The 21,046-nt window shown below is 66.9% G+C and carries 20 protein-coding genes and 1 tRNA gene; 10 read left to right on the top strand and 11 right to left on the bottom strand.

From position 1 onward, the window contains the following. Positions 1–8 precede the first annotated feature (8 nt). On the top strand, positions 9–1,172 hold the full coding sequence (locus G6N33_RS17405; RefSeq protein ID WP_044508000.1) for an NDMA-dependent alcohol dehydrogenase: 1,164 nt from the start codon (positions 9–11) through the stop codon (positions 1,170–1,172). Positions 1,173–1,182: 10 nt separating this feature from the next. Here G6N33_RS17405 and G6N33_RS17400 read toward each other — a convergent pair whose 3' ends face one another. Beyond that, entirely contained in the window at positions 1,183–2,802 is a 1,620-nt protein-coding gene (locus tag G6N33_RS17400; protein ID WP_044508002.1) for a thiolase C-terminal domain-containing protein, read from the bottom strand. 733 nt (positions 2,803–3,535) lie between these two features. Here G6N33_RS17400 and G6N33_RS17395 point away from each other — a divergent pair. Continuing rightward, complete coding sequence (locus tag G6N33_RS17395; protein ID WP_155945904.1) at positions 3,536–3,775, top strand: hypothetical protein; 240 nt, start codon at positions 3,536–3,538, stop codon at positions 3,773–3,775. A gap of 279 nt (positions 3,776–4,054) precedes the next feature. After that, positions 4,055–4,462 (top strand): hypothetical protein, encoded by a 408-nt coding sequence (locus G6N33_RS17390; protein WP_044508006.1) that lies wholly within the window; start codon positions 4,055–4,057, stop codon positions 4,460–4,462. Positions 4,463–4,733: 271 nt separating this feature from the next. Here G6N33_RS17390 and G6N33_RS17385 read toward each other — a convergent pair. From G6N33_RS17385 to G6N33_RS17365, 5 genes are all read right to left on the bottom strand, one after another. Continuing rightward, a tRNA-Ala gene (locus G6N33_RS17385) sits at positions 4,734–4,809 on the bottom strand. A gap of 153 nt (positions 4,810–4,962) precedes the next feature. Then, positions 4,963–6,003 carry a divisome protein SepX/GlpR gene (gene sepX / locus G6N33_RS17380; RefSeq protein ID WP_044512333.1) on the bottom strand — a complete coding sequence of 347 codons (1,041 nt, stop codon included), beginning with the start codon at positions 6,001–6,003 and terminating at the stop codon, positions 4,963–4,965. A gap of 276 nt (positions 6,004–6,279) precedes the next feature. Continuing rightward, the gene (locus tag G6N33_RS17375) at positions 6,280–6,933 is read right to left on the bottom strand and encodes a GNAT family N-acetyltransferase (protein WP_044508007.1); all 654 of its coding nucleotides are present in this window, start codon (positions 6,931–6,933) and stop codon (positions 6,280–6,282) included. Between the two features lie 21 nt (positions 6,934–6,954). Further along, positions 6,955–8,247 carry a molybdotransferase-like divisome protein Glp gene (gene glp / locus G6N33_RS17370; RefSeq protein WP_101528104.1) on the bottom strand — a complete coding sequence of 431 codons (1,293 nt, stop codon included), beginning with the start codon at positions 8,245–8,247 and terminating at the stop codon, positions 6,955–6,957. Positions 8,248–8,349: 102 nt separating this feature from the next. Beyond that, positions 8,350–9,264: a UTP--glucose-1-phosphate uridylyltransferase gene (locus G6N33_RS17365; protein WP_101528103.1), complete on the bottom strand. Its 915-nt coding sequence runs from the start codon at positions 9,262–9,264 to the stop codon at positions 8,350–8,352. Positions 9,265–9,340: 76 nt separating this feature from the next. Between G6N33_RS17365 and G6N33_RS17360 the strand changes: the two genes are divergently transcribed. From G6N33_RS17360 to mscL, 4 genes are all read left to right on the top strand, one after another. Then, on the top strand, positions 9,341–9,934 hold the full coding sequence (locus G6N33_RS17360; protein WP_044508009.1) for a 5-formyltetrahydrofolate cyclo-ligase: 594 nt from the start codon (positions 9,341–9,343) through the stop codon (positions 9,932–9,934). A 73-nt stretch (positions 9,935–10,007) separates the two neighbouring features. Further along, positions 10,008–10,349 (top strand): FmdB family zinc ribbon protein, encoded by a 342-nt coding sequence (locus tag G6N33_RS17355; RefSeq protein WP_044508011.1) that lies wholly within the window; start codon positions 10,008–10,010, stop codon positions 10,347–10,349. A 62-nt stretch (positions 10,350–10,411) separates the two neighbouring features. Further along, positions 10,412–11,080 (top strand): SAF domain-containing protein, encoded by a 669-nt coding sequence (locus tag G6N33_RS17350; RefSeq protein ID WP_044508013.1) that lies wholly within the window; start codon positions 10,412–10,414, stop codon positions 11,078–11,080. A 61-nt stretch (positions 11,081–11,141) separates the two neighbouring features. Next, positions 11,142–11,603: a large-conductance mechanosensitive channel protein MscL gene (gene mscL, locus G6N33_RS17345; RefSeq protein ID WP_044508015.1), complete on the top strand. Its 462-nt coding sequence runs from the start codon at positions 11,142–11,144 to the stop codon at positions 11,601–11,603. A gap of 24 nt (positions 11,604–11,627) precedes the next feature. Here the strand turns inward: mscL and G6N33_RS17340 are convergent, their stop codons facing one another. The 5 genes from G6N33_RS17340 to rpmF all read right to left on the bottom strand — a co-directional run bounded on the left by G6N33_RS17340 (position 11,628) and on the right by rpmF (position 16,303). Then, complete coding sequence (locus G6N33_RS17340) at positions 11,628–12,173, bottom strand: MogA/MoaB family molybdenum cofactor biosynthesis protein (RefSeq protein WP_044508018.1); 546 nt, start codon at positions 12,171–12,173, stop codon at positions 11,628–11,630. Next, on the bottom strand, positions 12,173–13,711 hold the full coding sequence (locus G6N33_RS17335; protein WP_101528102.1) for a S1C family serine protease: 1,539 nt from the start codon (positions 13,709–13,711) through the stop codon (positions 12,173–12,175). Before G6N33_RS17335 ends, G6N33_RS17340 begins: the two co-directional genes overlap by 1 nt. Positions 13,712–13,784: 73 nt before the next feature. Continuing rightward, a complete protein-coding gene (locus G6N33_RS17330) occupies positions 13,785–15,323 on the bottom strand; it encodes a HAMP domain-containing sensor histidine kinase (protein WP_101528101.1) in 1,539 nt (512 codons plus the stop codon). Beyond that, positions 15,323–16,009: a two-component system response regulator MprA gene (mprA, locus tag G6N33_RS17325; RefSeq protein ID WP_044512336.1), complete on the bottom strand. Its 687-nt coding sequence runs from the start codon at positions 16,007–16,009 to the stop codon at positions 15,323–15,325. The genes G6N33_RS17330 and mprA overlap by 1 nt, the downstream gene beginning before the upstream one ends. A 120-nt stretch (positions 16,010–16,129) precedes the next feature. Next, positions 16,130–16,303: a 50S ribosomal protein L32 gene (gene rpmF, locus G6N33_RS17320; RefSeq protein WP_036471323.1), complete on the bottom strand. Its 174-nt coding sequence runs from the start codon at positions 16,301–16,303 to the stop codon at positions 16,130–16,132. A gap of 273 nt (positions 16,304–16,576) precedes the next feature. Between rpmF and G6N33_RS17315 the strand changes: the two genes are divergently transcribed. Genes G6N33_RS17315 through G6N33_RS17305 form a run of 3 tightly spaced genes read left to right on the top strand, consistent with a single transcriptional unit; the run spans position 16,577 to position 21,044 of the window. Then, positions 16,577–18,307, top strand: coding sequence for an acyclic terpene utilization AtuA family protein (locus tag G6N33_RS17315; RefSeq protein ID WP_101528100.1), 1,731 nt, complete (start codon positions 16,577–16,579; stop codon positions 18,305–18,307). Beyond that, positions 18,304–19,452 carry an acyl-CoA dehydrogenase family protein gene (locus G6N33_RS17310; RefSeq protein ID WP_044508026.1) on the top strand — a complete coding sequence of 383 codons (1,149 nt, stop codon included), beginning with the start codon at positions 18,304–18,306 and terminating at the stop codon, positions 19,450–19,452. Before G6N33_RS17315 ends, G6N33_RS17310 begins: the two co-directional genes overlap by 4 nt. Before the next feature lie 2 nt (positions 19,453–19,454). Continuing rightward, positions 19,455–21,044, top strand: coding sequence for an acyl-CoA carboxylase subunit beta (locus G6N33_RS17305; protein ID WP_179962713.1), 1,590 nt, complete (start codon positions 19,455–19,457; stop codon positions 21,042–21,044). Positions 21,045–21,046: the final 2 nt, after the last annotated feature.

Below are 21,046 nucleotides of genomic sequence, written 5' to 3'. Positions count from 1 at the left end.
AATTGACAATGAAGTCAAAGGCAGCAGTGTTGCGCGGTGTCGGTATGGACTGGGAGGTCACCGACGTCGAACTCGATCCACCGCATGCGGGCGAAGTGCTGGTGAAGATGGCCTACGCCGGAGTGTGTCACTCCGACGAGCACTTCTACACCGGTGACAGCGTACCGACCGCCGAGATGGAAGACATGATGCGGGCGTCCGGCGTTCCCGTGCCCGAATGGTTTCCGATGCTGGGTGGCCACGAGGGCGCCGGTGTCGTCGAGGCGGTCGGTCCTGAGGTGACGACGCTGAAACCCGGCGATCACGTGGCTATCTCCTTTTTGCCCGCCTGCGGCAGCTGCCGCTGGTGCGCCACCGGCTACACCTACCTGTGCGACGTGGGAGCCGACATCTACAGCAAGGCGATGACCACCGACGGCACCAGGCGTCGCCACCTCGGAGACGAGGACCTCATGGCGATGATGCAGGTGGGCACGTTCTCCGAATACGTGGTCGCATCCGAGCGCTCGCTGGTCAAGGTGCACGACTGGATCCCCTTAGCGGCCGCCTCTCTCGTGTCATGCGGGGTAACAACGGGATTCGGGTCAGGATCGGTCGCCGCCGGAACCCAAGCGGGCGACACCGTTGTCGTGATAGGAGTCGGCGGCATCGGCATGAACGCCGTGCAGGGAGCCAAGGTCTCCGGCGCCAGGCACATCATCGCCGTCGACCCCAACGAGTTCAAACGTGAGATGGCGCCGACGTTCGGAGCCACCCACACTGCTGCGGACGCCGGTGCGGCATTAGAAACGGTTAAGGAAATCACCTGGGGCGTGATGGCCGACCGGGTTGTCCTCACCCCCGGCGTAGTGCCGGTCGACATGATATTCACGGCAATGATGTTGTTGCGCAAGGGCGGAACCTGCGTGGTGACGGGAATGGCGAAGCTCACCGAGATGATGGTGCCGATGCTCCTCGCGGACATGGTGAGTTCCTGCAAGACGCTCAAGGGCGTGCTCTACGGCGAGATGAACCCGCGCGAAGCCATGCCGAAACTGCTGTCGATGTACGAAGCGGGCCTGATCAAGCTCGACGAGCTGGTCACCCAGAAATACAAACTCGACGACATCAACGAGGCGATGAAAGACCTTCGCGCCGGCAAGAACATCCGCAGCGTCATCGCGTTTGAATGACGTTATGGCCTCAGGTCGCGCGCTGGAGCAGCATGACGCCGGATGGGACGCCGCCGCCGGTACTTACGACAGCGGTGTGTGCGTCCTTGACCTGACGGCTACCGGCTTGGTCGCGCAATTGCAAGACCGCCTCGTAGACGAACCCGAATCCGTGTAGACGGCCCTCGGACAGCTGACCGCCGTGGGTGTTCAACGGCAGCTCGCCGTCCAGTGCGATGCGCCGACCGCCGTCCAACCACGGCTGAGCCTCACCGAATTCGCAGAACCCCAGCGCCTCGAGCCACGACACGCAGTTGAACGTGAAACCGTCATACAGCAGCGCGAGATCGACGTCCTTGGGGCGAAGATCAGTGCGACTCCACAAATGCGCGGCCTGACCGATGACTTGAGGTTCGTGCGTCAGGGTGCCCTGATCCCACGAAATACGTTCGGCGACCTGCGTTCCGACCGCCTCGCAGCGCACCGGCGGGCGTGGCAAGTCACCCGCAACGGAAGCATCGGAGACCACGACGGCGATCGCACCGTCACAAGGAACGTCGCAGTCGTACAGTCCGAATGGTGACGTGATAGGCCGCGCGGCGAAGTAGTCGTCCATTGTCATGGGCTCGCGGTAGATGGCCAGCGGGTTGAGCGCCGCATTGCGTCGCGCATTCACCGCGATCATGCCGAAGAGTTCCCGATCCGCACGGTATCGATGTAGATACTGGTTGGCGTTCACGCCGATCCAGTTGGCCGCCGACGCCGCGCCGAAAGGCAGCGACCACTGCTGTTGCCCCGTAACCCGTCCGCCCCCGCCGTGGAGGCGAAGTGCGGCAAACGTCGACTCCCAGACGGTGCGGAAGCACAGGACGTGTCGGCACAGACCGCAAGCCACCGCCATCATCGCCGCGATGATCGCACCGCCCTGACCGGGCAGCTCCATGCCGCCGTTAATCCACGTTGGCTGCAGTCGCAGCGCCTCTTCGACCGCGGCGACCCCTCCTTCACTCATACCCATGCCCACCGGGCCGGGATATGTCGAAAGACCGTCAATGTCAGCAAGTTCCAAACCCGCGTCGGAGACCGCAGCCAAGCAGGCGTCGACGGCGAGCGACAGCGGATCGACCATCAGGCGACGCCCGCTTGCGGATCGGCCGACGCCTGATATCACGGATCGGTGCTCGAATCGCTTCGCCGCGAGCGCCACCCGCGGCGCGGGAGGGGAAGGAGGGCCGAGTAGGTCACGCTCGTCGGTAGCGCCCGTGGGCTTGAACAAGGGGATCCACACGTCGTCGACGTTTTCGAAACACACCGTAACCCGCTGCCCGACATGCACTTCCTCGGTCAGGCAGCCGACGATGTTAGTTGTCAGACGTACCTCGGCGCACTCGTCGACGGCGACCACGGCGATGGCGTAGGGCGGCTCGAATCCGGGCAGCCACTGATGCTCGTTAACGGTATAGCCCACCACGGTCCCCTGGCCCGAGACCACTTGGACTCCAGACGCCGTGGACCGGCACGACGGACAAATCGGCACCGGAGGGTGCACATATGTATCGCATTCGGTGCAGCGCTGGATGCGTAGCTTGCCGTCCTGGCCCGACGTCCAGAACCACTGATTCCACGGGGTGAGCTGCGGCAGTGGTCTCATGTCATCGCCTCGGGCACTGGTCGACAACCGACGTCGTATCGGTGGCGGCCGGCGAGAAATTCACCGCACGTCCTCAGACCGGAGGGGCGCCGATTTGGCGTGCGGATATCCGCGCTCTCGGAAATGATAATATTCATTGTCATTATGCTCGCACAGGCCATCACGAAACACCTAAGCCAAGTGCCCGCATGCAGATTGGACGGAACCCCGATCCCAACTCCGAGCGGCGTCCAGGCCCCGAATACGACGCGGACAGGAGGCGAACACCGATGAAGACGAGGATGGATTTTGGTTTACCGGAAAGCAATGGCGGGGGTGAGGGTTTGGCCCGCACAGTTTTGCCACTCAGGGACGTAGCGCGCCAGGGCCCACCCCAAACGATTCCTGTAGTCAGATGACCCCAGCGACGAGCCCGCAAAATATCATCGGTAGGCTCGACGAGCCGGCACCCCTACGCGCCCCTGATGCCAGGCACCACCTCATGGTGCTCGGGGCTGGTGAATCCGAGGTTATCTGCGCGGCCGGCGGACTGATTTATGACTGGTCGCAACGGGGCTGGGACGTCACGGTGCACTTGCCGGCGCCGTGCGAGAACCGGTCATTTCGGATCCTGGGCGCCAAAGCCACACCACTGACGGTCCCCGAGTGTCTGTGCAGTGATCCGCGGAGACCGAACGCGATCATCGTGTCTTCGCTTCTGTGCCGCCAAAATTGGCCCGTTAGACATTATTTCATGGAGGCAACGCTGCACAGCTATGCGGCAACGGCCATATTGGGCAATGACTGGCCGGATGGACTCGGCAGCGAGGCCGGAGCGGTCCAACATCGGCTCAGCTCTGCCGCCCGCGCGTTCAAACGGCAGGCCATGATCGCCGCCGAACTGGCGTCGGCGCCGCTGGAGTCCGTCGAAACCTTCCGGGGGTCCGTGCAGCGATTCCGGTCGCACACATCCGTCGACGTCACGCCAGCCTAGCCAGTCAACATCCTCGCGCTCTACGGCGAGCTTCGTGCTACCCGCAAGCGGCGCGCGCTCATCTCACGCAGGCAACGATCCACACAAGAGCACGCAAATAGTGACTATCGAATATGCAAGCGCATATTCTCACAAGGTGCCCAGCCCGCAATAGCATCCGAAGTGGCAAACGCCAGGTGACTCTTCTATCGGCGTCGGAACGCCCGGCTATCCCGCTAGCGATGGCAGACCCGGTCCGGCGAGAGGGGGGCGAGAGGGGGGCGAGAGGGGAATGAAGCGATGGAGATGCCCGACATGAACGAATCGGGCCCTTTCTGCATGGATCCCGTTGCGACCGTATGGAAGCTGGTAGGCGAGCTGGTGAAACAGCAGCGCTCGGTTGTTCAGGTCGAACGAATGCTCGCAGCGATGCAGGCCGAACATGCAGACCAAGACCGCGAAGTCCTGAGTCTCGCCTATGACCTCAAGAATGTCTGTGACTTGGCCGCCCTGCGTGAACTCTGGTACACACGAACGCTGCCCAGCATGGTTGCACAGCTTGCCCTCGCGCTCGAGGTTCACGAAACCTTTGGCGAAGGAACGGTCACGATTGACGACCCGATCGATGCTTCCCTTTGGCGGAGCAAGTATTTCGTCGCAATGCAGGACATGACGGCCAGCCGGACACCAGACCGAAAACGAGCGTAAGGCGACTTGCAATCAGCCACGGCAGCGAGTGAGACACCGTTCGCTCTCCTCGCGCGACTGTCCGGTCGCTACCCCGCCAATCGACCAATCATCCACCGGGGGTCTCCGCACTGGCCGTTAAAGGCGTCCTGGATCCGATGGGCGCGGTCTCGGCTCCAGGGTCGATAGCCATCGGATGGGCAGCATCGTCGATCGTCCTATCGAAGAGCAGGCCGACGATGCGGACGTGGCCTCGCACTAAAGCTGGCCGCCACGTGAACAGCGGTTTTGCTGGTGGAGCTAAGGGGAATCGAACCCCTGACCTACTCGATGCGAACGAGTCGCGCTACCAACTGCGCCATAGCCCCTGACCGCTAGCAGGCTACCAGTTCGGACGAGCCGCCATCACTGCCAGCCACCCCGAGCACTGGCGTGTTCGGTGCCCAATGCCCCGCCAGCCGGGCGCTCGGCCCCTTCAGCCCGGCTGGCCGGTCGTTCGGGAGGTGGAAGAGGCTGCAGCGCTACTGGCCGACGGCGCGCGGCAGATCCCGCGGCCAGCCGTAGTTCTGCGCAGGCATCGCGTAGTCGAGATGCTCGAAGATCGGGTCTTCGTCGTCGATCTCCAGGACCACCGCGCCGGGGCGGCGCAGCCGGGACGGGACGACGTCGTAGTAGCCGCGATCGCGGGCGTTCTCGACACCAAGGCGCGCGCGGGACATCCGCTGCGCGCGGCGACGCCGCACTTTTTCCTCGATCCTGGTCTGGCGGCGCAGATACCCAAGGTAGAGCACGGTGATCGCGGTGGCGAAGCCGCAGAACCACCACGCGGTCGCAGCGATCTCGAACGCGGCCGTCGCGGAACCGACCAGCATGACGGCCATCACCAACAGCACCTTCCTGCGGAAGGCGTACTTGCGCGCGGTGACAGCGGCGGCGGTTTTGGTGTCGAAGCGGCGCCGGCGCTGCGCGCTCGCCGGAACGACGCGCTCACGCACACCCGCGTCTTCGTCCTCGGCCTCGGGCTCCAGCCCCGACGAGTCCTCGACGTATTCGTACTCGTCGTCGAGGTGATCTTCAGCGGTCTCGTCGTCCTCGTCATCCGCCTCGTCGTGGGCCTCGTCGAGGTCGTCTTCGTCGACCGGGGCGAGCACGGGTTCGGTGACCTCGGCGCCCGCGCCGGCGGGCAGGGCACCCGAGTCCTCGACGACGTCGACGTCCAGGTAGTCGGGCTGGGCCGGCTCGGCAACCGGCATCTTCATCACGACAGGCCGGGCGGGACGCAGCTCCTCGGTCTCGGCGTCGTGACCGTCCTCGGTGTCATCCAGCGCGTCGTCGGGCGCGTCTGCTTCGGGCTTCCAGTGCGGGTCGCTGCGGTGACCTGCGGCCGGGCCGGTGCGGCGCAGCAACCTCGATCCAGCGCCGCCGTTGAGCACCCGGGTGGCCAACGCCACGTCGCTGGTGCGTCGCACCGCATCGCGCTTGCTGATCAGCATGGGGACCAGCACGAACAACCAGAGCACCACGAGAGAGATCCACAACAGCGACTGCGGGATGCTTGGCATGATGACCTGCTCCTTCTGGCCGGACTCCCCCACGAGGTGACCTGCGCGGCCGGGACCGTTGACCAGGGCAATTACACACCTGTAATTTGCATCGATCAAGCATCACACGCCACATATGTCACGTTAGCCACATATTTATTGCGATTTCCCCGCGGCGGCGCGTCGACCCCCGCCGCGATTGCCGGTGGTTGCGATTCCGCAGGGCGGCACGGTTGGCGGAAATCTCGGGGCCCAGCACGGGGCGATGCACGCGCGCGCGACACCAGCACTCAACAACTACGCCCAGCGGGCGTGCCCTGCACGGACCAGCGTCGAGGTCACCGATCCGTAGACCTCCTCGGCGGTGATGGCCATCAGCAGATGGTCGCGCCACGCCCGATCCACCTCGAGGTAACGACGCAGCAGGCCCTCCTCGCGGAACCCGACCTTCGCGAGCACGGCCCGGCTCGCCACGTTCTCCGGGCGCACGGTCGCCTCCACGCGGTGCAGCATGACCGGCCCGAAACAGTGGTCGAGGCCCAGCGCCAGCGCACCCGTCGCCACCCCACCTCCGGTCGCGCAGCTGGCTACCCAATAGCCGATCCACGCCGAACGCAACGCCCCGTGCGTGACATTGCCGATGGTCAGCTGCCCGCAAAACTGCCCGTCGAGCTCGATCACATAGGGCAGCATCCGGCCGTTACGAGCCTCGGCACGCAGCCCGGAACACAATGCCGGCCAGGCCGCGACGGTGTGCCGGACCGTCCAATCCCCCTCCGCGGTGGGCTCCCACGGCTCCAGGTGGGCTCGGTCGGCCAATCGATGGCGGCTCCACTGGGCTCCGTCGCGCATCCGCACCGCCCGCAACCGGATCACGCCGGCCGCGACCCGCAGCGGCCCCACGGACGAGGGCCAACCGGGATGACGCGAGGTGGGGCGCAAAAGGTTCACGAGCGTGCGCAGTCGTCGGGATCAGCCGCGCTGGGCCAGGAACGCGACGTCGACGATCTCACCGGTTCGGATCTGTTCGGCCCCACTGGGCACCACAACTAGACAGTTTGCCTCAGCCAGCGTCGCGAGCAAGTGCGACGACGCTCCCGGTCCCCCGCCCAGCGCTTGCACCAGGTACTCGCCGCTGTCCTGATCACGCATCAGCTGGCCGCGCAGGTAGCCCTTGCGCCCGGCGACCGAGGTGATCGGCGAGAGCGTCCGGGCCTGCACGATGCGACGCATCGGCTGGCGTTTGCCCAGCGACAGCCGGATCAGCGGACGGACCATGACCTCGAAGACGACCAGCGCGCTGACCGGGTTGGCCGGCAGCAAGAACACCGGCACCCCCTCGCGGCCCAGCTGCCCGAATCCCTGCACCGAACCGGGATGCATCGCGACCCGGACCACCTCCATGTCGCCCATCTCGGAGAGCACTACCCGCACCGCCTCAGCGGCCGCCCCCCCGACTCCCCCGGCGATCACCACGACCTCGGCGCGGTTGATCTGCCCCTGGACGATCTCGCCCAGTTCGTTCGGGTTGTTGGACACGATGCCGATGCGGTTGACCTCCGCGCCGGCGTCCCGGGCCGCCGCCGCCAGGGCATACGAGTTGACGTCGTAGACCTGGCCGTTGCTCGGTGTTCGCGAGATGTCGACCAGCTCGCCGCCCACGGCCATGATGGACACCCGCGGCCGCGGATGGACCAGCACCCGCTCCCGGCCGACCGCGGCGAGCAGACCCACCTGCGCCGCCCCGATGATCGTGCCCGCCCGCACCGCGACGTCGCCGGGCTGGACATCGTCGCCGGCGCGCCGCACGTAGGCACCGGACGGCGCCCCGCGCAGGATCCGCACCTTCGAGGTGCCGCCGTCGGTCCAGCGCAACGGCAGTACCGCGTCGGCCAGCGTGGGCAGCGGCGCCCCGGTCTGCACACGCACGGCCTGCCGCGGCTGCAGCCGGCTGGGCGTACGAGCACCCGCCTCGATCGTTCCCATCACTGGCAGGACCAGGCCGCCCACATTGTCGTCGTCAGCCATCGGCTCGCCGGTTTCGTCGAGCGACAGATCACCGGCCACTTCGCCAATCCCGAGCACGTCCACGCTGCGTACCGCGTAGCCGTCGATCGCCGCCTGGTCGAAGCCGGGCAGCGGCCGCTCGGTCACCACCTCTTCGGCGCACATCAACCCCTGCGCCTCCGCGATGGCAACACGTATCGGTCGCGGGGCTACCGCCGCCGCCGTGATCCGGGCTTGCTGTTCTTCCACCGAACGCATTGGCCGCGCCTCCCTGCCGTCAACCTTGACGGGCGCCGTATCGATCCCGGTACACGGACCGAGTCCGATCGCCGACCGTCCACCAGCCCGGCATGTGGCCGGCTACTGCTCGTTCAGGCCCAATCGCGCCACCAACCACCGCCGCAACTCCGGGCCGTAGTCGTCACGATCCAATGCAAAGTCAACCGCAGCCTTGAGGTAGCCGCCGGGATTTCCCAAGTCGTGTCGAGATCCGCGGTGCACGACGACGTGAACCGGGTGGCCCTCCTTGATCAACAACGCGATCGCGTCCGTGAGCTGCACCTCGCCACCGGCCCCCCGGTCGATGCGGCGCAGCGCGCCGAAAACGGCACGGTCCAGGACGTAGCGGCCCGCCGCGGCATACATCGACGGGGCGTCTTCGGCCTTGGGCTTTTCGACCATCCCGTTGACCTTGAGCACGTCCGGATTGTCGGCACCGGCCACCGGCTCGACGTCGAACACGCCGTAGGCGCTGATCTCCTCCGGCGTGACTTCGATGGCGCACAGCACGGTGCCGCCGTGCACGGCGCGCACCTTGGCCATCGTCTCCAACACACCCGTCGGCAACACCAGGTCGTCGGGCAGCAGCACCATGACGGCGTCCTCATCGGGCGTCAGCGTGGGCTCCACGCAGCCGATCGCGTGTCCGAGCCCGAGCGGCTCGGCCTGCACCACCGACTCCACCTTGATCAGCTGCGGTGCCCGTCGCACCTTGTCGAGCATGGCCTTCTTGCCCCGCGCCTCGAGGGTGCCCTCGAGCACCAGATCCTCGACGAAGTGCGCAACGACGCCGTCCTTGCCCTCGGAGGTGATGATCACCAACCGCTCGGCACCCGCGGCGGCGGCCTCTTCGGCGACCAGTTCGATACCCGGCGTGTCGACCACGGGCAGCAACTCTTTCGGCACCGTCTTGGTGGCCGGCAAGAAGCGGGTGCCCAGACCGGCTGCCGGGACGATCGCCGTGTACGGGATCGGTACTTCATCTGGCCGTGACATCGTTCACACCTTAGCGCTCATAGGCTTTGCCTCCGCCGCATGGCAGGCCGAATTCCCGTCCTGTCATCGTTGACACATGACAGCCCCGGCCAAAGCCGCGGTGCGCGAGCAGGTCTTGGCGGCCCGCAGTGGCGTTGCCGAGGAGATCCGCGCCGCTGAAGCGCAAAAGCTCAACGAGCAGTTGGCGCTTGCGGTCAGTAGCTCCAGCACCGTCTGCGCGTACGTTCCGGTCGGCACCGAGCCGGGATCGGTGGCGATGCTGGACATGTTGCTGGCGCGCGCACGCCGGGTGCTGTTGCCGGTTGCCCGCACCACCGGCGACGGCACACCGATGCGGCTGCGGTGGGGCGTGTACCGCCCGGGTCAGCTGGTCTTCGGCCGGTGGGGGCTGCTCGAGCCGCCCGAGCCGTGGTTGCCGGAGTCCGCGTTCGCGGAGGCCGAAACGGTGATCGTGCCCGCGCTGGCCGTCGACCGTCGGGGCACGCGGCTGGGCCGGGGCCGGGGCTTTTACGACCGCTCGCTGGACGGCAGGAACCCGCAGGCCCGCCTGATCGCGGTGGTGCGCGACGAAGAGTTCGTCGACGAGCTGCCGGCCGATCCGCACGACGTGCCGATGACCCACGTGGTCACTCCAGGCCGGGGACTCGTCGCGCTGTACACGGGGGAATGAGATGGATTTCATGGCTGTTTTAGCACTCGTGCACTGTAGAGTGCTAACGAGACTTATTTGACGGAGGTTTTCAGTGCCGACCTACAGCTACGCGTGCACCGCGTGCGGCGACCGCTTTGACGTGGTGCAAGCCTTCACCGACGACGCGTTGACCACCTGCCAGAAGTGTGCGGGTCGCCTGCGCAAGCTCTTCAACTCCGTGGGCGTGGTGTTCAAGGGCAGCGGCTTCTACCGCACCGACAGCCGAGAGTCGGGCAAGAAGCCAGCCTCGAGTAACGGCTCGTCGACCAACGGATCCAGCGAGAGCTCCAGCTCCAGCGAGAAGTCGAGCGCTAGCGAGAAGTCCGGCTCCAGCGAGAAGTCCGGCTCCAGCGAGAAGTCGTCAGCGTCATCCGCAGCGGCCGCGGCAAGCTAGTTATCCACAGACCCAATCGCTGACCGGCGGCCTCGGAGCCGCGTGGCACTTACCGTGACGGCGTGGGCGAATCGTCGCTGAATCCAACGCTGTTGCGCCGGTTGTCGGTGTCGCTGCGCCCCGACTGGACCCGCACCGTGTTGGCTCGCCGCGTGGTTGCGGGTGGGCTTGTCGTGTTGGCGGGCGTTGCGGCACTGCGTCCGGATCCGGCTGGTGAGCGGGCCGACGCCGTAGTGGCGACCCACGACCTTCCCCCCGGCACCGCGTTGACCCCCGACGATGTGCGGGTCGAAAGCCGCTTGGCAACAACGCTTCCCGACGGTTCACAGGCCGACCTGAGCATGGTGCTGGGATCCACGCTGACCAGTCCGACACGCCGCGGCGAGGTACTCACCGACGTCCGGCTGCTGGGCAGCAGGCTTGCCGAGGTGACGGCCGGGCCGGGGGCCCGGATCGTGCCGCTACACCTGGCCGACGGCGCGCTGATCGATCTCGTGCGCGCGGGCGACGTCGTCGATGTGCTGGCCGCACCGCCGGCCGACCCGGCCCCGAGCACGCCGGCGGTCAGCAAAGTGGTGGCGACCGATGCCGTCGTGGTGCTCGTGTCGCCCCGGCAGAAAGCCCAGTCCGCCGACGGTGACCGCGTAGTGTTAGTTGCGCTGCCGGCTCGCGTGGCGAATACGGTGGCCGGCTCGGTCTTGGGGCAGACGGTGACCCTCACCCTGCACTGAAGTGCCTGGCTCCGACGCCACACCCGCAGCAGACTGTGTCCAGCTCAGAAAGGACGTCGGAATGCTCAAGGGGTTCAAGGAGTTTCTCGCGCGGGGCAATATCGTCGACCTGTCCGTCGCGGTGGTCATCGGTACTGCGTTCACCGCGTTGGTCACAAAGTTCACCGACAGCATCATCCAGCCCCTGATTAATCGCATCGGGGTCAACCAGCAGTCCGACGTCGGCATCCTGAAGATCAGCATCGGTGGCGGGCAGACCATCGACCTGAATATCTTGCTGTCGGCCGCGATCAACTTCGTGTTGGTCGCCGCGGTGGTGTACTTCCTAGTTGTTTTGCCGTACAACACGTTTCGTAAGCGCGGCGAGGTGGAGCAGGCCGACGACGCTCAGATCGTGTTGCTCACCGAGATCCGCGACCTGCTCGCCCAGACCAACGGCGCCACCTCGTCGGGCAGACACGGCGGGATCGGCACCACACCGCCGCCCGAGTACGGGCCCCGCGCCGACGCCGAGTCGCAGTAACGCGACCCGACCGCTGGGCGACGTTTAGATTTCGAGGCTCGATAGCTGCCCGATGATCTGGGCCGCGAGCGGATTCAACGTCGCCATCCCGTCACGCACCGCGTACCGCGATCCGGCGAGGTTGACCACCAGCGTGCTGCCGGACACCCCGGCCAGACCGCGCGACAATCCCGCGTCGATGATCCCGGCGGACAGCCCAGAGGCCCGAATGGCCTCGGCGATGCCCAGGATTTCGCGGTCCAGGATCTCCCGCGTCGCCTCCGGCGTGACGTCACGCGGGGTGACGCCGGTCCCGCCGACGGACACCACCAGGTCGACGCCGCCGATCACCGCGGTGTTCAGCGCATTGCGGATCTCGACCTCGTCGGCCGCCACCGCGACCACACCGTCGACCACGAATCCGGCCTCGGTCAGCAGCTCGGTGACCAACGGCCCGCTGTGGTCCTCATCGCCGTGCGCGGTGCGATCGTCGACCACGACAACCAGCGCCCGGCCGACTACCAATTCCGCACCCGTTTCCATGGGTGCCACCGTATATCCGAGCTCCGAGATGGGCTCATCGACTCTCATCACTGATCCGCCTTGCCGAGGGTGACCTGCACGGTCCGGCTACCGCCGCCGGGATCGGAGTAGGTCAGCGTTACCTTGTCGCCGGGCGCCTTGGACCGCACGGCGGCGACCAGGGCATCGGCGTTGTTGATCGGGCGATCATCGACCTTGGTGACCACCACATTCTTGGGCAGACCCGCGTTGGAGGCTGCACCGCCTTGCACGACGTCGACCACCTTGGCGCCAGGTGTGCTCTTGTCGCTGGTTACCTGCACACCGAGCGAGGCGTGGGTGGCCTTGCCGCTGCTGATCAACTCGTCAGCGATGCGTTTGGCCTGGTCGACGGGAATTGCGAAGCCCAGCCCGATCGAGCCGCTTTGGGCGTCAGGCGAGTCGGAGCCCAAGGTCGCGATCGCCGAGTTGACCCCGACTAGCTGCCCGCTCAGGTTGACCAGCGCGCCACCGGAGTTACCCGGGTTGATCGCGGCGTCGGTCTGAATCGCGTCCAGCACCGTGTTCTGGTTACCGGACTCGCCGGTCGTCGACACCGGCCGGTTCAACGCGCTGATGATTCCGGTGGTCACCGTGCCCGACAGACCCAGTGGCGAGCCGATCGCGATCACCGGCTGCCCGACTCGCACGTCCGATGACGAGCCCATCGCGATCGGGGTCAGTCCGGACATGCCCTGCACCCGGACGACGGCGATGTCACTGGTCGGATCGGCTCCCACCACCGTGAACGGTGCGGTGCGGCCGTCGGAGAAGGTGACCGTTGTCTTCGGGGTGGGGTTACCCGGTCCCCCCGGTCCGCCGGGCAGCAAGGGCGGTCCGCCGGGTCCGCCCGGCGCCCGCGGCGGGCCGGCAGCGGCCGCGATGACGTGGTTGTTGGTCAGGATCAGCCCATCGGAGGACAGGATGATGCCGGAGCCCTCTTCCGAGGCGCGCCCGAGGTCGGTCTCCAGCATCACGACGCTGGGCACTACCTTTGCGGCGACCTGTTCGACGGTCCCGGGCGCCATGTTGGCCGCGGGAACGCCGGGCGTGGCCCCCGAGGATTTGCCGGTGCCGCTGGCGATTGTGGAGTGCGTGTTGAGCTCGACGACCGTGGCCGCCGCGCCGCCGATACCAGCCGACACCACCGCGATCGCGACTGCGCCCACGGCCAGCAGGCCGGCGCGGGATCGCTTCTGCGGGCCACGCGGCGGGCCCATCGGCGGCAGCATGCCGGGTATCGGACCCGCACCCGTGCCCCCGGGGATCGGACCCACACCGGTGCCACCCGGGATCGGCCCGCCACCGGTTCCGCCGGGGATTCGGCCAGGCCCGGTGCCACCGGGGACCGCGCCCGACCCCGTGTCGCCGAACGGTTCGTACGGCCGCCGGTATTGCGTCGTCTGCGGAGGCTGGCCCTGGTGGTATCGCCAGTCGTAAGGCTGATTGAACGATTGCTGCGGCCCCTGGCCGTACGCGGACGCCATTCCGGGTTCAAAGGGCTGGTTAGGCGCGCTGCGGTATCCCGGCTGCTGCGGCGGTGGCGAATACCTCGGGTCATTCGTCATGTCGCTAAGTCGCTCTTCCTCTAAATGGGTGCTATCGAGCTCGACTTCGCTCGATTTCCAACAGTAACTGCAACTACCTTGCGCGCGCGGACTGAGAGTCCACTGAGATAACGTTCGTCGTATCCCGAGAGTTCGCCGCGGCGTTCCCGGCGGGGTCCGTCATGGCTTCGTGGTGGGCTTCGCCCCCGGCGGCAGGGTAGGTCGACACCGGTAGCGGCCGGCCCGGGAGCAGCACGTAGATCGATGTTCCCGGCGGATGGCCGCCCGAAACCGTGTCTTCCACCCGCAGCATGCCGCCGTGGTTGAGCACCACCTGCTTGACAATCGCCAGGCCCAGGCCGGAACCGGGCATCGCCCGCGCCTGCGTCGACCGGTAGAACCGTTCGAAGACCAGGCGCCGCTCGTGTGGCGGGATGCCCGGGCCATAGTCGGAGACCACCAACTCGGCATGTGTGGGATCGAGCTGGCGCATCCGCACCCCGACTCGGCCGCCCGGCGGGCTCCACTTGGCCGCGTTGTCCATCAGGTTCAGCGCCGCTCGGGACAACCCCGCGGCGTCGCCGTAGATCTGCCACGGAATCACGTCGACGTCGAAGTGAATGTCGTTGCGCCGCCGTCGAACTCGCTCCAGACTCCGGTCGATGACCTCGGACATGTCGACCGGCTCGTGCACCACCTGGCCGGCGTCGTCGCGGGTCAGGTCGACCAGATCGCCTACCAGCGTGGACAGTTCCTCGATCTGGGCGAGTACATCGGCGCGCAGCTCGATCATTTCCTGTTCGGGAAGCCGCGGGGCACCCGGTTCCATGGACGCCATCAGCAGCTCGACGTTCGTTCGCAGTGACGTCAGCGGCGTGCGCAACTCGTGCCCGGCGTCGGTGACCAGTCGCGCCTGACGCTCGCGCGACTCGGCCAGCGCGCGCAGCATCAAGTTGAAAGCTTCAGTGAGCCGGGCTAATTCGTCACTACCGAACACGGGGATGGGCCGCAAGTCGTCGGTACGGGCCACCCGCTCGGCGGCCTCGGTCAATCGGGCAACGGGCCGCAACCCCGCCCGGGTGACCATCCCGCCGGCCACTGCGGCCACCGCGACGCCGATACCGCCGACGATCAACAGCACCCACCTCAACTTCGTCATCACCGCCTCAGTGGGCTTGAGACTCTTGGAGATCAGCAGCGAGCTGCCGTTGGGCAGATGGATGGCCAGGATGCGCTGGTCGGATGCGGTGCGCCGGGACATGAACAAGTCGCCACGGATCACCGCCTTCTCCGGCGAATCCACCGGCAGAGTCTGCCCCGGCTGCTGAGCCGTGTAGATCGAGTGCCCGGGGTTCACCAACATCGCGTTGACGTCCGAATACGCCGTGCCTTCGATTGCCTTGGCCGGGTCGGCGGCCAGCGAACCGCTGGCGATCAGCAGCTGGGCGCGGCTGTCCAGCTGGTTGTCAATGTCGCTGTACAGCGCGGCCGCGATCACCGCGTAGACGGCGAATGCCATCAACACCACGACCATCGCCACCATCGACATCGCCAGCAACATCACCCGCCACCGCAGCGATAACGAACTGGGGGCTCGCAACGGCGCGTGCCGACGTCGTTGGGACCGGATCATCAGGGCGGCGTCTCCCGCAGGACGTAGCCGACACCGCGGACCGTGTGTATCAACCGCGGCTCACCGTCGGCCTCCGTTTTGCGGCGCAGGTACCCGACGTACACCTCGAGCGCATTGCCCGAGGTGGGAAAGTCGAAACCCCAGACCTCCTCGAGGATCCGGCTGCGGGTGAGTACCCGGCGCGGGTTGGCGATCAGCATCTCCAGCAGCGCGAACTCGGTGCGGGTCAGGCTGATCCGGCGCTGGCCCCGGGTCACCTCCCGGGTCACCGGATCCAGCGCGAGGTCAGAGAACCGCATGGCCACCGATTCGGCGTCATCGTCGGGTTTGGTGCGGCGCAACAGCGCCCGCATCCGGGCCAACAGCTCCTCGAGGGCGAACGGCTTGGGCAGGTAGTCGTCGGCGCCGGCGTCCAGGCCGGCGACCCGCTCGGACACCGAATCGCGGGCGGTCAGCACCAGGATCGGCAGATCATCGCCGGTACTGCGCAGTTGGCGGCAGACCTCGAGACCGTCGAGGCGCGGCATCATCACGTCCAGCACGAGCGCGTCCGGTCGATCGCTGGCGATCAGTTCCAGTGCCTCGACACCGTCGTTCGCCAACTCGACCGAGTAGCCGTTGAAAGAGAGCGATCTGCGCAGCGACTCGCGGACCGCGCGATCGTCGTCGACGACAAGAATGCGCACGGCCACTAGTTTCGTCCTAGGGCCTGAGAGCGGCCTGAGAGGCGCGCCGGGTATATCCCGAGATCTCCGTCGCGCGACGATACGCGCGGACGCGGCCCGGGAAGCGGGCGGGCAATGTGGCTAGCGACGGTCGAGATCGATGAGGCCCAGGCGAGCGGCCTTGAGCAGCCGGCGCGGCACCTTGTGCTTCTGGCCGGCCACGGTCACGCCGACGAGCTCGGTCTTCTCCGCCTTCCACTGCGAGCGGCGGCTGCGGGTGTTCGAGCGCGACATTCTGCGCTTGGGTGTGGCCATGGTCGGGCCTTACTCCTCGTGTGGGGTTTCGGGTCGTGCATCGCACGGCATGACCTAACGGCTGACGGCGCGACGATTGCGCACCAGAATAGTCGGTGACCTGCTGGGCGCCAAAATGGGCGGCGTGGGCGACCGACTGGACGGGGGGGGCGAACCGCGGCTATGCCGGCGGCGCCGGGACGGGCATCCTTGACGTGACACCGGCGGTACCCGCTAACCTACCGGGTGGTTGGTTGGTTGAGCCGGTAATCACTGAACGGAGGACGTACTCCCATGGCCTCTGCTCTTGCTGGTTCTGGTGGTTCCGGCACTGTCCGCATCGCGAACTGCTCGGGGTTCTACGGCGACCGGCTCTCTGCCATGCGCGAGATGCTGACTGGCGGCTCCACTGACCCGGTGGACTACCTCACCGGCGACTACCTGGCCGAGCTCACCATGCTCATCCTGGGCCGCGACAAGATGAAGCACCCCGAACGCGGCTACGCCAAGACGTTTTTGACCCAGCTCGAGGATTGCCTGGGCGAGGCCTGCGACCGCGGGGTGCGCATCGTCGCCAACGCGGGCGGCCTCAACCCGGCCGGTCTGGCCGAGGCGATCCGCGGCCTGGCCGAGCGCCTGGGCATCCCGGCTCGCGTCGCCCACGTGGAAGGCGACGACCTGCTGCCGCGTGTGGCCGAGCTGGGACTGGGCACCCCCTTGACCGCCAACGCCTACCTGGGCGCCTGGGGCATCGTCGACTGCTTGCGCGACGGCGCCGACGTAGTGGTCACCGGCCGGGTCACCGACGCGTCGGTGATCGTCGGGGCGGCGGCCGCCCACTTCGGCTGGGCCCGCACCGACTACAACGAACTCGCCGGCGCGGTGGTCGCCGGTCACGTCATCGAATGCGGTGTGCAGGCCACCGGCGGCAACTACGCGTTCTTCACGGAGATCCCCGACTTGACCTACGCCGGGTTCCCGCTGGCCGAGGTCCGTCGCGACGGATCGTCGGTGATCACCAAGCACCCGGGTACCGGGGGGCTGGTCAGCGTCGACACCGTCACCGCGCAGCTGCTCTATGAGGTCACCGGGGCCCGCTACGCCAACCCGGACGTGACGACCCGGCTGGACAGCGTCGAGCTGTCGCCGGACGGGCCGGACCGGGTGCGTATCAGCGGCGTGGTGGGCGAACCGCCACCGCCGACGCTGAAGGTGTCACTGAATAGCATCGGCGGGTTCCGCAACGCGATGACCTTCGTGCTCACCGGTCTAGACATCGAGGCCAAGGCCGCGCTGGTGCGCCGCCAGCTCGAGGCCGGTCTTACCGTCAAGCCCGCCGAGCTGGAATGGACGCTGGCCCGCACCGACCACGCCGACGCCGACACCGAGGAAGCGGCCAGCGCGTTGCTGCGCTGCGTGGTTCGCGACCCCGACCCCGCGAATGTGGGTCGTCAATTCTCTTCGGCAGCAGTTGAATTGGCGTTGGCTAGCTATCCGGGGTTTCACGTCACCGCCCCGCCGGGCGACGGACAGGTCTACGGCGTGTTCACCGCGGGCTATGTCGCGGCCACCGAGGTGCCGCACATCGCGGTGCACGCCGACGGCACCCGAGTCGATATCCCCTGCGCCACAGAGACGTTAGAGCTCGGCCCGGTCGCCGAGCCGACGCTGCCCGAACCGTTGCCGGTCGGCCCGACCAAGCGCGTGCCGTTGGGTCGCGTCGCCGGCGCCCGCAGCGGCGACAAGGGCGGCTCCGCCAACATCGGGGTGTGGGTGCGCACCGATGACCAATGGCGCTGGCTCGTCAACACATTGACCGTGGACTTCCTCAAAGAGCTGTTGCCTGAAACGGCCGACCTGCCGGTGACCCGGCACATCCTGTCGAATCTGCGGGCGGTCAACTTCGTGATCGAGGACATTCTCGGTCAGGGCGTCGCCTATCAGGCCCGTTTCGACCCGCAGGCCAAGGGCCTGGGCGAATGGTTGCGCAGCCGCCATGTCGACATTCCGGAAGGACTGCTGTGAATCTGTGGAATACCCCGGAGCGCGAACAGTTGCGAAAGACGGTGCGCTCCTTCGTCGAACGTGAGGTCCTGCCGCACGTCGACGAGTGGGAGCGCGGCGGCGAATTGCCGCGCGAGTTGCACCGCCTCGCCGCCGACGCCGGCCTGCTGGGGGCCAACTTTCCCGAATCAGTGGGCGGGGGCGGCGGTGACAGCGCCGATGCGTTGATCATCTGCGAGGAGATGCATCAGGCCGGTGCGCCGGGCGGGGTGTTCGCGTCGCTGTTCACCTGCGGCATCGCGGTGCCGCACATGGTCGCCTCCGCAGATCAGCGCCTGATCGAAGAATTCGTCCGACCCACCTTGGCCGGTGAGAAGATCGGGTCGCTGGCCATCACCGAACCTGGCGGCGGTTCGGACGTCGGCCACCTGCGCACCAGCGCGGTGCGGGACGGCGACCATTACGTCGTCAACGGCGCCAAGACCTATATCACCTCCGGGGTGCGCGCCGACTACGTGGTGACCGCGGTGCGCACCGGCGGGCCCGGCGCAGCGGGGGTTTCGCTGTTGGTGGTCGAAAAGGGAACACCCGGCTTCGAAGTCACCCGCAAGCTGGACAAGATGGGCTGGCGATCCTCCGACACCGCCGAACTCTCCTACACCGACGTCCGCGTGCCGGTGGCCAACCTGGTCGGACCGGAGAACAGCGGCTTCGCCCAGATCGCCCAGGCATTCGTCGCCGAGCGTATCGGGCTTGCCGGACAGGCATATTCGAGTGCGCAGCGCTGTCTGGACATCACCGCGCAGTGGTGCCGCGATCGGGAGACGTTCGGCCGGCCGCTGATTTCCCGGCAGTCCGTGCAGAACACGCTGGCCGAGATGGCCCGGCGCATCGACGTCGCCCGCGTCTACGCCCGGCACGTCGTGGAACGCCAACTGGCCGGCGAAACCGACCTGATCGCGTCGGTGTGCTTCGCCAAGAACACCGCCGTGGAAGCCGGCGAGTGGGTGGCCAACCAGGGCGTCCAATTGTTCGGCGGCATGGGCTATATGGCCGAATGCGAGATCGAACGTCAATACCGTGACATGCGCATCATCGGCATCGGCGGCGGCACCACCGAGATCCTGACCGCCCTGTCCGCCAAGCTTCTCGGCTACCAGTCATGACGGTGCTGCAGTCCACGCTCGACCCGAAGGCCGCCGGCTACGCCGACGCGGCGCAGACCATGCTCGCCAAGCTGGCCGAGATCGACGCCGAGCACGCCAGGGCCCTGGCGGGCGGCGGGCCCAAATACGTCGAGCGTCACCACGGCCGGGGCAAGCTCACCGCCCGGGAACGCATCGAGCTGCTCCTGGACCCCGACTCGCCGTTCCTCGAGCTGAGCCCGTTGGCCGGCTACGGCAGTTCATTCACCCTCGGGGCCAGCGTCGTGGTCGGCATCGGTGCGATCGAGGGCGTCGAGTGCCTGGTCGTCGCCAACGATCCGACCGTCAAGGGCGGCACCAGTAACCCGTGGACGCTGAAGAAGATCCTGCGGGCCAACCAGATCGCGCGGGAGAACCGGTTGCCGGTGGTGTCGCTGGTCGAGTCGGGGGGCGCCGACTTGCCCACCCAGAAGGAGATTTTCGTCCCGGGCGGTCGGATGTTCCGTGACCTCACCCGGTTATCGGCCGCAGGTATCCCGACCATCGCGTTGGTCTTCGGCAACTCAACCGCCGGCGGGGCCTACGTCCCCGGCATGTCCGATCACGTGGTGATGATCAAGGAACGGTCAAAGGTGTTTCTGGCCGGGCCGCCGCTGGTGAAGATGGCCACCGGCGAGGAGTCCGACGACGAATCGCTGGGCGGCGCCGAAATGCACGCTCGCACTTCGGGTTTGGCCGACTACTTCGCCGTCGACGAGCTCGACGCGATCCGCATCGGCCGGCGCATCGTCGCCCGGCTCAACTGGGTCAAGCAGGGCCCGCGGCCGCGACCCGTGGTCGAGCCGCTGTTCGACGCCGAGGAGCTGATCGGTGTCGTGCCGTCGGACCTGCGGATCCCCTTCGACCCGCGCGACGTGATCGCACGCATCGTCGACGGCTCCGAATTCGACGAGTTCAAACCGATGTACGGCTCATCGCTGGTGACCGGCTGGGCGACGCTGTGTGGCTACCCGATCGGGATTCTGGCCAACCACCGGGGCGTGCTGTTCAGCGAGGAATCGCAGAAGGCCACCCAGTTCATCCAACTGGCCAACCGCTACGACACGCCATTGGTGTTCCTGCACAACACCACCGGATACATGGTCGGCAAGGACTATGAAGAGGGGGGCATGATCAAGCACGGCTCGATGATGATCAACGCCGTGTCCAACTCCACCGTCCCGCACCTCTCGCTGCTGATCGGCGCGTCCTACGGTGCTGGTCACTACGGCATGTGTGGGCGCGCCTACGATCCTCGATTCCTGTTCGCGTGGCCCAGCGCCAAATCCGCGGTAATGGGCGGCGTCCAGCTGGCCGGCGTGCTGTCGATCGTGGCCCGGGCCGCCGCCGAGGCGCGCGGGCAGCAGGTCGACGAGGAGGCCGACGCCGCGATGCGCGCCGCCGTCGAGGGACAGATCGAGGCCGAGTCGCTACCGATGGTGCTGTCCGGAATGCTCTACGACGACGGTGTGATCGATCCCCGCGATACTCGCACCGTGCTAGGAATCTGCCTGTCCGCCATTGCAAATGGCCCGATCAAGGGGACGTCGAATTTCGGCGTCTTCCGAATGTGAGC

The sequence above is a fragment of the Mycobacterium simiae genome (assembly GCF_010727605.1).
Taxonomy (GTDB): Bacteria; Actinomycetota; Actinomycetes; order Mycobacteriales; family Mycobacteriaceae; genus Mycobacterium; species Mycobacterium simiae.
The sequence above is the reverse complement of the archived record's forward strand: the minus strand, read 5'-3'. Positions and strand labels throughout refer to the sequence as shown.

Coding starts and splice junctions, on each gene's coding strand:
- rpmF (WP_036471323.1), bottom strand. CDS start 16,303: ATGGCCACACCCAAGCGCAGAATGTCGCGCTCGAACACCCGCAGCCGC.
- G6N33_RS17390 (WP_044508006.1), top strand. CDS start 4,055: ATGGAGATGCCCGACATGAACGAATCGGGCCCTTTCTGCATGGATCCC.
- G6N33_RS17360 (WP_044508009.1), top strand. CDS start 9,341: ATGACAGCCCCGGCCAAAGCCGCGGTGCGCGAGCAGGTCTTGGCGGCC.
- G6N33_RS17395 (WP_155945904.1), top strand. CDS start 3,536: ATGGAGGCAACGCTGCACAGCTATGCGGCAACGGCCATATTGGGCAAT.
- mscL (WP_044508015.1), top strand. CDS start 11,142: ATGCTCAAGGGGTTCAAGGAGTTTCTCGCGCGGGGCAATATCGTCGAC.
- G6N33_RS17405 (WP_044508000.1), top strand. CDS start 9: ATGAAGTCAAAGGCAGCAGTGTTGCGCGGTGTCGGTATGGACTGGGAG.
- sepX (WP_044512333.1), bottom strand. CDS start 6,003: ATGCCAAGCATCCCGCAGTCGCTGTTGTGGATCTCTCTCGTGGTGCTC.
- G6N33_RS17335 (WP_101528102.1), bottom strand. CDS start 13,711: ATGACGAATGACCCGAGGTATTCGCCACCGCCGCAGCAGCCGGGATAC.
- G6N33_RS17400 (WP_044508002.1), bottom strand. CDS start 2,802: ATGAGACCACTGCCGCAGCTCACCCCGTGGAATCAGTGGTTCTGGACG.
- glp (WP_101528104.1), bottom strand. CDS start 8,247: ATGCGTTCGGTGGAAGAACAGCAAGCCCGGATCACGGCGGCGGCGGTA.
- G6N33_RS17365 (WP_101528103.1), bottom strand. CDS start 9,264: ATGTCACGGCCAGATGAAGTACCGATCCCGTACACGGCGATCGTCCCG.
- G6N33_RS17340 (WP_044508018.1), bottom strand. CDS start 12,173: ATGAGAGTCGATGAGCCCATCTCGGAGCTCGGATATACGGTGGCACCC.
- G6N33_RS17330 (WP_101528101.1), bottom strand. CDS start 15,323: ATGATCCGGTCCCAACGACGTCGGCACGCGCCGTTGCGAGCCCCCAGT.
- G6N33_RS17315 (WP_101528100.1), top strand. CDS start 16,577: ATGGCCTCTGCTCTTGCTGGTTCTGGTGGTTCCGGCACTGTCCGCATC.